The organism is Rhizobium sp. AN80A, from assembly GCF_030053015.1.
Classification (GTDB): Bacteria; Pseudomonadota; Alphaproteobacteria; order Rhizobiales; family Rhizobiaceae; genus Rhizobium; species Rhizobium metallidurans.
In genome coordinates this window covers 2,710,475-2,722,151 of sequence record NZ_JASJPX010000003.1, presented here as the reverse complement: position 1 = coordinate 2,722,151, position 11,677 = coordinate 2,710,475, and the positions used below count along the sequence as shown (strand labels likewise).

General features: G+C 64.8%; 8 protein-coding genes and 1 pseudogene. All 9 read left to right on the top strand.

What is annotated here, in order from left to right:
- The first annotated feature begins 40 nt into the window (after window positions 1–40).
- The 9 genes and pseudogenes from purU to P3R82_RS25075 all read left to right on the top strand — a co-directional run bounded on the left by purU (window position 41) and on the right by P3R82_RS25075 (window position 11,667).
- The gene (gene purU, locus P3R82_RS25115; RefSeq protein ID WP_183900758.1) at window positions 41–925 is read left to right on the top strand and encodes a formyltetrahydrofolate deformylase; all 885 of its coding nucleotides are present in this window, start codon (window positions 41–43) and stop codon (window positions 923–925) included.
- 164 nt (window positions 926–1,089) lie between these two features.
- The gene (locus P3R82_RS25110) at window positions 1,090–4,017 is read left to right on the top strand and encodes an aminotransferase (protein WP_283195752.1); all 2,928 of its coding nucleotides are present in this window, start codon (window positions 1,090–1,092) and stop codon (window positions 4,015–4,017) included.
- Window positions 4,018–4,053: 36 nt separating this feature from the next.
- Window positions 4,054–4,695 (top strand): dihydrofolate reductase family protein, encoded by a 642-nt coding sequence (locus tag P3R82_RS25105; RefSeq protein WP_283195751.1) that lies wholly within the window; start codon window positions 4,054–4,056, stop codon window positions 4,693–4,695.
- A 522-nt stretch (window positions 4,696–5,217) separates the two neighbouring features.
- Window positions 5,218–5,412 carry a hypothetical protein gene (locus P3R82_RS25100; protein ID WP_018899167.1) on the top strand — a complete coding sequence of 65 codons (195 nt, stop codon included), beginning with the start codon at window positions 5,218–5,220 and terminating at the stop codon, window positions 5,410–5,412.
- Window positions 5,413–5,566: 154 nt separating this feature from the next.
- A complete protein-coding gene (locus P3R82_RS25095; RefSeq protein WP_283195750.1) occupies window positions 5,567–6,562 on the top strand; it encodes a P1 family peptidase in 996 nt (331 codons plus the stop codon).
- Window positions 6,563–6,603: 41 nt separating this feature from the next.
- Window positions 6,604–7,521: a LysR family transcriptional regulator gene (locus P3R82_RS25090; RefSeq protein ID WP_283195749.1), complete on the top strand. Its 918-nt coding sequence runs from the start codon at window positions 6,604–6,606 to the stop codon at window positions 7,519–7,521.
- 174 nt (window positions 7,522–7,695) lie between these two features.
- Complete coding sequence (locus P3R82_RS25085) at window positions 7,696–9,225, top strand: ABC transporter substrate-binding protein (RefSeq protein ID WP_283196423.1); 1,530 nt, start codon at window positions 7,696–7,698, stop codon at window positions 9,223–9,225.
- Window positions 9,226–9,852: 627 nt separating this feature from the next.
- Window positions 9,853–10,797 (top strand): annotated as a pseudogene (locus P3R82_RS25080) (ABC transporter permease); the annotation flags it as partial.
- Between the two features lie 3 nt (window positions 10,798–10,800).
- The gene (locus tag P3R82_RS25075) at window positions 10,801–11,667 is read left to right on the top strand and encodes an ABC transporter permease (RefSeq protein WP_283196422.1); all 867 of its coding nucleotides are present in this window, start codon (window positions 10,801–10,803) and stop codon (window positions 11,665–11,667) included.
- Window positions 11,668–11,677 lie beyond the last annotated feature (10 nt).

Here is an 11,677-nt window from a genome sequence, read left to right as displayed (position 1 = left end):
TGCCTAAACAAGGCCGACGCTTGAACAAGGAATATGACGCATGACGCAATATGTACTGACGGTAGCCTGCAAATCGACGCGCGGCATCGTGGCGGCGATTTCGACCTATCTGGCCGGACAGGGCTGCAACATCATCGACAGCTCGCAGTTCGACGATCTCTCCACCGGCATGTTCTTCACCCGCGTCAGCTTCATCTCCGAAGAGGGTGCTACACTGGCGGCTATCCGCGAAGGCTTCCAGCCGATCGCCGAAAAATTCGAGATGACATCGGAAATCCACGACGGTGACCAGCGCATGAAGGTGCTGTTGATGGTTTCGCGCTTCGGCCATTGTCTGAACGACCTGCTCTATCGCTGGAAGATCGGCGCGCTGCCGATCGACATCGTCGGCGTCGTCTCCAACCACTTCGATTACCAGAAGGTCGTCGTCAACCACGACATTCCCTTCCACCACATCAAGGTGACGAAGGAAAACAAGCCGCAGGCCGAAGCCCAGCTCCTGCAGCTGCTCGAAAGCTCCGGCACCGAGCTCGTTGTGCTTGCCCGCTACATGCAGGTGCTCTCGGACGCCATGTGCAAGAAGATGTCGGGGCGCATCATCAACATCCACCACTCCTTCCTGCCGTCGTTCAAGGGCGCGAACCCCTACAAGCAGGCCTATGAGCGTGGCGTGAAGCTGATCGGCGCCACCGCGCACTACGTCACCGCCGACCTCGACGAAGGCCCGATCATCGAGCAGGACACGGCGCGCATCACCCATGCGCAGTCGGCCGACGATTACGTCTCGATCGGCCGCGATGTCGAGAGCCAGGTGCTTGCCCGCGCCATCCACGCCCACATTCACCACCGCGTGTTCCTGAACGGCAACCGCACCGTGGTCTTCCCGGCAAGCCCGGGCAGCTATGCTTCCGAACGCATGGGCTAAGTCATTGGTATCGGGCGTCCGCTGATTCCTTGGCCGGTAATTGCCGGGCCAGTAATTCCCAGGCCCGTAATTCCTAGGGATGACGCCCGATCCTCGCTTGCCGATAGCAAGCTGTCGATTATCTGCTTATTGTGCAGGATCGAATCGCGCGGTGGGGGAATGCCATGACCGATGAAACGCTCGCTCGGCGTCTCGAGCTTCCGCGTCCCGACGTGACGGCCGAGGAAGCCGGAGAGATCCTGCAGTCGCGCTATGGCTTGTCGGGCACGCTGAGTGAGCTCGGAAGCCAGCAGGACCGCAACTACCGCGTCGATACCGGCGAGCAGGCTTACGTCCTGAAGATCTGCCACATGGTCTACGAGACGATCGAGCTCGAGGCGCAGAATGCCGCGATGCGTCACCTCGCCGGCATCGAGGGCGCGCCGCGCGTGCCACGCGTGGTCGCTTCCACCGATGGCCAGGACATCATCGCCGTCGTCGTCCGCGACCAGACCTATCAGGTCCGGCTGCTGGAATATCTCGAAGGCGAGGGGTTGAGCGGCCCCGCGCATCTTCCCGGGCAATCCGTGGCGGCGCTGGGTGCGCTCTGCGCCAATCTCGCCAGATCGCTTGCCGATTTCGATCATCCCGGCCTCGACCGCAACCTGCAATGGGACCTGCGCCGCGCCGGCCCGGTCGCCGTCCAGCTCCTGTCGGCGATCACCGATGGCGCCGCGCGCGACCGTATCGCCAAGAACATGGTCGCCGCCGTCCGCCGCGTACAGCCCTTCGCGCCGGCGCTGCGCCTGCAGGCCGTCCACCATGATGTCACCGGCGACAATGTCGTCAGCCGCCGCGACGAAAAGGGACGCCTCATTCCCGATGGCGTCATCGATTTCGGCGATATCATCCGTGGCTGGCTGGTCGGCGATCTCGCCGTCACCTGCGCTTCGCTGCTGCATCAGGCCGATGGCGACCCCTTCTTCGTGCTGCCCGCCGTCAAGGCCTATCACGAAATCTATCCGCTGAAGGAAGAAGAGCTCAGGGCGCTGTGGCCGTTGGTTGTTGCCCGTGCCGTCATCCTGGTGGCGAGCAGCGAACAGCAGATCTCCATCGATCCCGAAAACGAATATGTCCGCGCCAACCTCGTGCTTGAGCAGCGCATCTTCGATACGGCCATCGCCGTTCCCTTCGATCTCATGGAAACGGCCATCCTGAAGACGGCGGGCGTCGAACTCCCCACTGTTGCGACCGAGCATTGGCACCCGCTGCTGCCCGATCTCGACCTTCAAAACATGCTCTATGTCGACCTCGGCGTCGAAAGCCAGCACTTCGCCGCCGGCAACTGGGGCCAGGGCGACATGGACTGGCGGCTGCTTGCCCGCGCCGCCTCCGAGGCCGATGCCGCCGCCACCCGCTACGGCGAATACAGATTGTCGCGCGCCCGCCTGCTGAGCGCCAAACCGTCCGCCACCTACGCCCTGCACGCCGATATCTGCCTGGCCGCCGGCAGCGCGATCGCGGCGCCCTTTTCGGGACGCATCAGCTGGCAGAACCACCATCTCGTCCTCGAGGGCGCCGATATCAGCCTCCATCTCGACGGTATCGATCCCTCGGTCGAGGACGGCGCCGAGCTCGAATCAGGCCAGGCGATCGGCGCAGTCTCGGGCGAACAGGGCTCGCTCGGCGGCTTGCGCGTGCAGCTCTCGACACTGAAGGGCGCCGAGCCGCCGCTCTTCTGCACGCCCGCCGAGGTCTTTGCCTGGTCGGCGCTTTGCCCGTCGCCGGCAGCGTTACTCGGCCATGGCGTAGAAGCGCCGAAGCCTGTCGATGCGGAAATCCTTGCCGTGCGCACGGCCCATTTCGCGGCCGCCCAGAAGCACTACTACGAGACCCCGCCGCGCATCGAGCGCGGCTGGAAGGAGCACATGTTCGATGTCGAGGGCCGCGCCTATCTCGACATGGTCAACAACGTCACCATTCTCGGCCACGGCCACCCGCGCCTTGCCGATGCCGTGGGCGAGCAATGGCTGCGGCTGAACACCAATTCACGCTTTCACTATGCCGCCGTCGCCGATCTCTCCGAACGGCTGGCGGCTCTGGCACCTGAAGGGCTCGACACCGTCTTCCTGGTCAACTCCGGTTCGGAGGCCAACGATCTGGCGCTGCGGCTTGCCTGGGCCCACACCGGCGCGCGCAACATGCTGACCCTGCTCGAGGCCTATCACGGCTGGTCTGTGGCAAGCGATGCCGTCTCCACCTCGATCGCCGACAATCCCCGGGCGCTGACGACGCGGCCCGATTGGGTTCATCCCGTTGCCGCGCCCAATACCTATCGCGGCGAGTTCCGTGGACCGGATTCGACCGGCGACTATCTGCAAAGCGTTCTTGCCGCGCTGGAACTGATCGACGGAAGCGGCGAGCGGCTGGCGGGCTTCATCGCCGAGCCGGTATACGGCAACGCCGGCGGCATAGCGCTGCCGGATGGCTATCTCGCCGCCGTCTATGGCCAGGTGCGCGCCCGTGGCGGCGTCTGCATCGCCGACGAGGTACAGGTCGGCTATGGCCGGCTCGGCCATCATTTCTGGGGCTTCGAGCAGCAGCAGGTGGTGCCCGATATCATCACGGTCGCCAAGGGCATGGGCAACGGCCACCCGCTCGGCGCCGTCATCACCACGCGCGCCATCGCCGATTCGCTGGAGAAGGAGGGCTATTTCTTCTCCTCGTCGGGCGGCAGCCCGGTCAGTTCCGTCGTCGGCATCACCGTGCTCGACATCATGGCCGACGAGGCGCTGCAGCAGAATGCCCGCGAGATCGGCGATCGGCTGAAGGGCCGGCTGGTGGCGCTGATGGATCACCATCCGCTCGTCGGCGCCGTGCATGGCATGGGGCTTTATCTCGGCGTCGAGTTCGTCCGCGACCGCGCGACGCTGGAGCCGGCGACCGCCGAGACGGCGGCGATCTGCGCGCGGCTGCTCGACCTCGGCGTCATCATGCAGCCGACCGGCGATCACCTGAACGTGTTGAAGATCAAGCCGCCGCTCTGCCTGACGGCCGAAAGCGCCGATTTCTTCGCCGACATGCTGGAAAAGGTGCTCTCGGAAGGGTGGTGACCGCTATCCGGGGAAGCTTCTCGAAGGGAGAGCGCGATGGCAGTTCGTATCGATCTCATGGTCTCGCTGGATGGTTTCGCCACGACCACGGACCAGACGCCGGAAGTCCCGTTCGGCGAGGACTGGCCACGGCTCGTGGGCGCTTACATGGCCACGCGGACGTTCCGCGAGCGGGTGTTCAAGGACACCAGCGGCAGCGGCACCACCGGCCTCGACGACGACTACGCGCGGGCATATTTCGAGAATATCGGTGCCGAGATCATGGGCGCCGGCATGTTCGGCCTACATAATTTTCCCGACGATCCGGACTGGCGCGGATGGTGGGGCGACGAGCCGCCCTTCGGCTGCCCGGTCTTCGTGCTCACGCACAAGGAGCGCCCGTCGGTCGAGATGGCCGGCGGCACCACGTTCCATTTCCTGAGCGCCACGCCCGTGGAAGCGCTCGAGCGGGCGATGAAGGCGGCTAGCGGCAAGGATGTGCGCGTCGGCGGCGGGCCGACGGTGGCGCGCGATTTTCTGAAAGCCGGGCTGGTCGATCGGCTTCATGTCGCGATCACGCCGATCCTTCTCGGGCGCGGCATCCGCCTGTGGGACGATTTGCGTGGCCTGGAAGCGGTTTACACGGTCACATCGGAAACCGCGCCAAGCGGCACGATCCACCTGACTTTCAGGCGCTAACAGGCCTCTGACGCCCGTTAACCATTTCGGTCATTTCGAGGCTTACCGTCTTTTAATAAAAAGCCCCATTGCCGGAATCAGATGCACTCCCTATCTCTGGCTGCGAGCGACGGAGAGTTCCGTATCGTCATACCAAGTGCACAAAGACCTGCTAATGGTCTTCTCGTGAATTCGGCTTTGGCGGAATGATATTTTCCTAATCGCCGACATTTTGACACGTTTCGGAATATGTTTCCGACTGTTCGTTATGTATTCTCTACAAATAAAGTAGATTATACAGAACACCACCGCCGGTCCCGGCATGCCCGGGGCCCGAAGCAAGCACGACGCAGAAGAAAGGAATGAGACATGAACGACTTCGATATTCTTGCCACGCTCCTGGTGCGCCGCGTGCTTGGCAATGACCGTCCGGGCGCTCTCTCCCGCCCGAACTGTCGAATGTGACCTTCGTCCCCCCTTAAACGGTAAAAGACAAGTCAATTCGCCATCGCCGACGCACTCCGCGCGGCAGGAGTTCTATGCATGAAAAAAGAAGTTATCGAATACGCAGGCGTGCCCGTTGGTATCGTCATTCCGGATGAAAACCGGCTGAAATTCATCGCCGTGAAGTATCACGTCCACGATCTCGACGAGCAGCACTTCAGTTCGCCGGCCGAGGTCAAGCACGCGATCCACGACCTGATGACCCGCCGTCATCCCAAACCCATCCATGCCTGAAGGCATGGTTCGATCCCGGCTTGAAAAGCCCGGGCGAAAACAATTCGAGAATATCCGACCGGTCCCGCCCAAGGCGGGGCCGGTCTTGTTTTTTGGCCGCCCATATCGTCCTATCGCCTGCTGCTGATCGGTATCGAGACAAAGGACGCCGCGCTTGCTCAATCTGCTCACCGATATCGAAGGCCTCTCCGTCGGCCACGCCACGGATCTTGGCCTCGGCTCCGGCGTCACCGCCATCGTCTTCGATCGGCCTGCGGTCGCCTCCGGCGTCGTGCTGGGCGGTGCGCCCGGCGGCCGTGACACCGCGCTGCTCGATCCCGCCATGACGGTCACCGAGGTCGATGCCTTCGTGCTCTCCGGCGGCTCCGCCTTCGGCCTCGATGCCGCCGGAGGCGTCCAGGCCGGCCTGCGCGCCATGGGTCGCGGCTTTCCCGTTGGAAACCAGCGCGTCCCCATCGTCCCGCAGGCGATCCTCATGGACCTCCTGAATGGCGGCGACAAGGATTGGGGCCTGCAATCGCCCTATCGCGATCTCGGCTATGAAGCCTTCCGCGCCGCCGCGAAGGGATCTTTCGCGCTCGGAACCGTGGGCGCCGGCACCGGCGCCACCACCGCCACCGTCAAGGGCGGCCTCGGCTCCGCCAGCGCCCGCTCGTCAACAGGCCACACCATAGCCGCCATCGTCGCCGTTAACGCGCTCGGTTCCGCCACGATGGGCGAGGGGCCGCATTTCTGGTCGGCGCCTTTCGAACAGGACAATGAATTCGGCGGTCTCGGCCTGCCGGAGATGATCGACGCGCGCGACACCGCCATGCGCCTCAAGGGCATGAACACCACCGCCACGACCATCGGCGCCATCGTCACGGACGCGGTGCTGACGAAGGCGCAAGCCCATCGGCTCGCCGTCATGGGCCATGACGGCTTCGCGCGCGCCTTGCTGCCGGCGCATCTGCCGCTCGATGGCGACACCATCTTCTCCGCTGCCACCGGCGCCAGAGCGCTCGGCGGCCTGCCCGAATTTCTGGAACTCTGCCACCTTGCCACGCTTGTGATGGCCCGCGCCATTGCCCGCGGTGTCTATGAGGCGACGGCACTTGCCGTGGAAGGCGCCCAGCCGGCATGGCGGGACCGCTTTGCCGATCGCCTGTGATCATTTAGAGAAGGGCATGGTCCGATTGCGGAGACGGTGAGATGCAGATACGCGCCCTGATGTATTTCGACGAGCTGGTCCGCACCAATTCGATGCGCCAGGCCGCCGAGAACCTGAACGTCGCGCCGACAGCGATCAGCCGGCAGATCGAGAACCTCGAATATCATTTCGGCGCGCCGCTGGTGGAGCGCAGTTCGCGCGGCGTCAAGCTGACGGCGGCAGGCGAGCTGCTGGCCGCCCGAGCCGGCCGCACCCTGCGCGAGCTCGATCACGTCGGCCAGCTGATCGAGGATCTGAAAGGCCTGCAGGCCGGCCGCGTCGCCATCCACGCCAATGGCGCCACTGTCGCCAATCTGCTGGCCCCAGCCCTGGCCGCGTTCAGCCTCAAATATCCCAAGCTGCATTTCGAGGTCACCATCTCCAGCGCCCGCCAGGCCGTCGAGGCGGTCAATGGCGGCGAGGCCGATATCGCCGTCACCCTCTTCGCGCCGCCGGTATCGGGCACCAAGATCCGCCTGCGCTCCGAGATATCCTATGATCTGATCGTCGCGACAGCCCATCCGGCGGCCGAACGGCAGGAGGTCAGCCTCAAGGATATAGCCGACTATCCATTGGCACTGCCCGATCAGTCCTTCGGCTTCCGCCAGGCCTTCGATGCGCTGTTCGAAAAGGCGGGGCTGAGCTTCGATGCCGTCTTCGTCACCAGCTCGCTGGAAATGCTGAAGGAGCTGGTGCTGAGCGGCGCCGCCGCCACCCTGCTTCCGGCGCTGACGGTGCGCCGCGAGATCGAGGCGGGTCAGCTGCGTGCCGTGCCGTTGGCGCCGAGAAGCGCCATCCGCACCCATGTCGATCTCTGCGTGGCGCCCGATCGCCAGCTGTCCTTCGCCGCCTCCAAGCTTCTCGATTTCATCGAGCGTTTCATGCGCGAGCGCGCCGGCGGGCCTGTCGGCAAGGAATGAGGGAATGCGAGGGTCGCCGGTGGACGGCTCTGGGCTTGCATCGGGCGGAAAATTCCTGTGTAGCTCTTTCGGCTACACTGAGCACACAAAATCGTCATTGTGTGTGCACAGGCGCAATGACACTCTATCGGCAATCGGCCAGTTGCAGCAAGCGGCGGCCATGAAGGGGACATGATGATCAAGCTTTCGCTCGCGCCCTCCGCGCGCCTCGTTCGTCGTCTTTCGCTTGGGGTCGCCGTCTCGGCAGGCCTGGTGATGCTCAGCCTGACGCCGGCCGAAGCCGCCAAGACCACGCTCAGCCTCGGCATGACCATCGAGCCGACGGGTCTCGACCCGACGATCGCCGCCCCCGTCGCCATCGGCCAGGTCACCTGGCAGAACGTCTTCGAGGGTCTGGTGACCATCGACGAGGCCGGCAAGGTGCAGCCGCAGCTGGCGAAAAGCTGGGAGATCTCGCCGGATGGACTGACCTATACGTTCAAGCTGCGCGAAGGCGTCACCTTCCATGACGGGCAGGCCTTCGATTCCGCCTCCGCCAAGTTCGCGCTCGACCGCGCCCGTGGCAAGGATTCGGTCAATCCGCAGAAGCGCTTCTTCGCCTCCATCGCCTCGATCGACACCCCCGATGCCGCCACCCTGGTGCTGCGCCTCTCCGAGCCCACCGGCAGCCTGCTCTACTGGCTGGGCTGGCCGGCCTCCGTCATGGTCGCTCCGAACTCGTCCGCCGACGACAAGACCAAGCCCGTCGGCACCGGCCCGTTCAAGTTTGTCAGCTGGGCCAAGGGCGACAAGGTCGAGCTGGAAAAGAACGCCGGCTATTGGAACAAGGACGTGTCAGTCACGCTCGACAAGGTCACCTTCCGCTTCATCGCCGATCCGCAGGCGCAGGCAGCCGCGCTGAAATCCGGCGACGTCGATGCCATCCCCGAATTCGCCGCCCCCGAGCTGATGGCCTCCTTCGACGGCGACGCCAGGCTGATGACCAAGATCGGCAACACCGAGTTAAAGGTCGTGGCCGGCATGAACAATGCCGAAAAGCCCTTCGACGACAAGCGCGTGCGCCAGGCATTGATGATGGCGATCGACCGCAAGACGGTGATCGAGGGCGCCTGGTCCGGCCTCGGCACCCCGATCGGCAGCCACTACACGCCGAACGACCCTGGATATGTCGACCTGACGGCCAAGCTGCCCTACGATCCCGAAAAGGCCAAGGCGCTTCTCGCCGAAGCCGGCTACCCCGATGGCTTCGCCTTCACCATCAAGGCCCCGCAAATGGCCTATGCGCCGCGCAGCGCCGAGGTCATGCAGGCCATGCTCGCCGAAATCGGCGTGACGATGACCATCGAACCCACCGAATTCCCGGCCAAGTGGGTCCAGGACGTGATGAAGGACCGATCCTACCAGATGACCATCGTCGCCCATGCCGAACCGATGGACATCGACATCTATTCCCGCGATCCCTACTACTTCAACTACAAGAACCCTGATTTCAACGCGCTGATGAAGAAGGTCCAGGAAACCACCGATCCGGCTGCGCAGGCCAAGATCTACGCCGAGGCGCAAACCATCCTCGCCGACGACGTCCCCGCGCTTTTCCTCTTCGTCATGCCAAAGCTTGGTGTCTGGGACAAGAAGCTGAAAGGCCTCTGGGAAAACGAGCCGATCCCGTCCAATGTGCTGACCAACGTCTCCTGGGACGAATAGGTGGCGGGAGGGTTTGTGTTGGTGGGAGAGGGAGAGGTTAGGGTAAGCGCAAGGCTGATTGCAGCCATCGAGCCTGCGGCCCCCTCATCCGCCTGCCGGCACCTTCTCCCCGTTGGGGCGAAGGGACGTGTGGCAGGCCGCTCGCTCCATCTTCCCTTCTCCCCGCGGGGAGAAGGTGGCCCGAAGGGTCGGATGAGGGGGCACGCGCGCTGAGTCCCCCACTTACGGCCCCGCCAAGATTACCCCCCTCTGCCCTGCCGGGCATCTCCCCCACAAGGGGGGAGATTGGCTCGCCTCACCCACTCGCTCCGACCTGAACGTTCAGCAATGCCATCGCAACGATTCGATCTCCCCCCTTGTGGGGGAGATGTCCGGCAGGACAGAGGGGGGTATCGCGCCCACCGAGCCTGCGGCCCCCTCATCCGGCTGCCGCCACCTTCTCCCCGCTGGGGAGAAGAGACTCGTAGCGGGCCGCTCGCTCCATCTTCCCTTCTCCCCGACGGGGGTCCGAAGGACGGGTCGAGACCAGCGGCTCGACCCCGGTCAGTGGCCCGAAGGGTCGGATGAGGGGGCCACATGCGCTGGCGTCACCATCAGTCGCCCCGCAAGAACCCCGAGAACCGCCGCATGATCGCCCTCGTGCTCCGTCGCGTCGCCGGCCTCGTCGTCACGCTGCTGGTGGTCTCGCTGCTGATCTTCGCCGTCATGGACATGCTGCCCGGCGACCCGGCCTCGATCATGCTCGGTACCTCGGCCTCGCCGGAAACCCTGGCGGCGCTGCGTCAGGAGCTCGGCCTCGACCGGCCGCTCATGGTGCGCTACGCCGAGTGGCTGGCAGGCGTCTTTACCGGCGATCTCGGGCGTTCCTACACGTATGGCGTCCCCGTCGCCGGCCTCATCCTCGAGCGTCTCGCCGTCACCCTGCCGCTCGCCCTCATCGCCATCCTGCTCTCGGTCGCCATCGCCATCCCCCTCGGCGTCACCGCCGCCTCCAGGCGCGGCGGCATCGTCGATGCGGTCGCCGCCGTCTTCTCGCAGGTCAGTATCGCCGTGCCCGCCTTCTGGGTGGCGCTGCTGCTGATCATCCTGTTTTCGACCACGCTGGGGCTGATGCCCGCGGGTGGCTTCCCCGGCTGGAGCGCCGGTGTCTGGCCGGCGCTGAAGGCCCTGCTGATGCCGGCCGTGGCGTTGGCGCTGCCGCAGGCGGGCGTGCTCACTCGCGTCACCCGCTCGGCGGTGCTGGACACGCTGCACGAGGATTTCACCCGCACCGCCCGCGCCAAGGGCCTGTCATCAGGCAAAGTGCTCTGGCGCCATTCGGTGCCCAATGCGCTGGTGCCGATCCTCACCATCCTCGGCCTGCAAGCCACCTTCCTGGTCGCCGGCGCAGTCCTGGTCGAGAATGTCTTCAATCTTCCCGGCCTCGGCCGTCTCGCCTATCAGGCGCTGTCGCAGCGCGATATCGTCGTCATGCAGGATGTGGTGCTGTTCTTCGCCGGCCTCGTCATCCTCATGAACTTCCTGGTCGATCTCTCCTATCTCGCGATCGACCCGCGTCTGAGAAAGGGATCTGAGATGGCCCCCCTGGTCTCGACCGAAACGAATATCGGCCGCCGCCGCATGCGCGGCATCAAGCGCGTCAACCTCATCATCGGCGCCGCGATCGTCGCCTGCCTTGTCGCCACCGCGCTGCTGTCGCTGGTGTGGACGCCGCTGCCGCCGGCGAAGATGCAGATCATCCACAAGCTGCAGCCGCCCTTCGGCTTCGGCCTTCTCGGCACCGATCAGTTCGGCCGCGACGTGCTCTCCATGCTGATGGTCGGCTGCTGGAACTCGCTGTCAACAGCCGTCGTCGCCGTCGCCATCGGCGGCACGCTCGGCACCATCGCCGGCCTCGCGGCGGCCGCCTTTCGCGGCATCTTCGAAACGCTTCTGATGCGCGTCTGCGACGTCATCTTCGCGCTCCCGCCCATCCTCTCGGCCATGATGCTCGGCGCCTTCCTCGGCGGCGGCCGGCTGACGGCGATCGCCGCCATCGCCACCTTCCTCATTCCGGTCTTTGCCCGTGTTGCGCTGGCAAGCGCGCTGCAGGCCTGGAGCCGCGATTACGTGCTCGCCGCCCGCGCGCTCGGAAATACGCGGCTGGCGATCTCGCTCCGCCACGTGCTGCCCAATATCATGAGCCAGCTCATCGTCCAGGTCACCATCCAGCTTGGCCTCGCGGTGCTCACCGAAGCGGGCCTCAGCTTCCTCGGTCTCGGCCTCGCCCCGCCGGCGCCGAGCTGGGGGCGGATGCTTGCCGATGCGCAGACCTTCCTCGGTCTCGCCCCCTGGCTTGCCATTCTCCCCGGCCTCGCCATCGCGCTTGCCGTCCTCGGCTTCAACATGCTGGGCGACGGCCTGCGTGACCTGCTCGACCCCCGCGAGGGAACAAGTCGCTGATTTGAAGATA

Excerpts from the sequence above, each read along its gene's own strand:
- purU (WP_183900758.1), top strand. The coding sequence starts at position 41 with ATGACGCAATATGTACTGACGGTAGCCTGCAAATCGACGCGCGGCATC.
- P3R82_RS25110 (WP_283195752.1), top strand. The coding sequence starts at position 1,090 with ATGACCGATGAAACGCTCGCTCGGCGTCTCGAGCTTCCGCGTCCCGAC.
- P3R82_RS25105 (WP_283195751.1), top strand. The coding sequence starts at position 4,054 with ATGGCAGTTCGTATCGATCTCATGGTCTCGCTGGATGGTTTCGCCACG.
- P3R82_RS25100 (WP_018899167.1), top strand. The coding sequence starts at position 5,218 with ATGAAAAAAGAAGTTATCGAATACGCAGGCGTGCCCGTTGGTATCGTC.
- P3R82_RS25090 (WP_283195749.1), top strand. The coding sequence starts at position 6,604 with ATGCAGATACGCGCCCTGATGTATTTCGACGAGCTGGTCCGCACCAAT.
- P3R82_RS25085 (WP_283196423.1), top strand. The coding sequence starts at position 7,696 with ATGATCAAGCTTTCGCTCGCGCCCTCCGCGCGCCTCGTTCGTCGTCTT.
- P3R82_RS25075 (WP_283196422.1), top strand. The coding sequence starts at position 10,801 with ATGGCCCCCCTGGTCTCGACCGAAACGAATATCGGCCGCCGCCGCATG.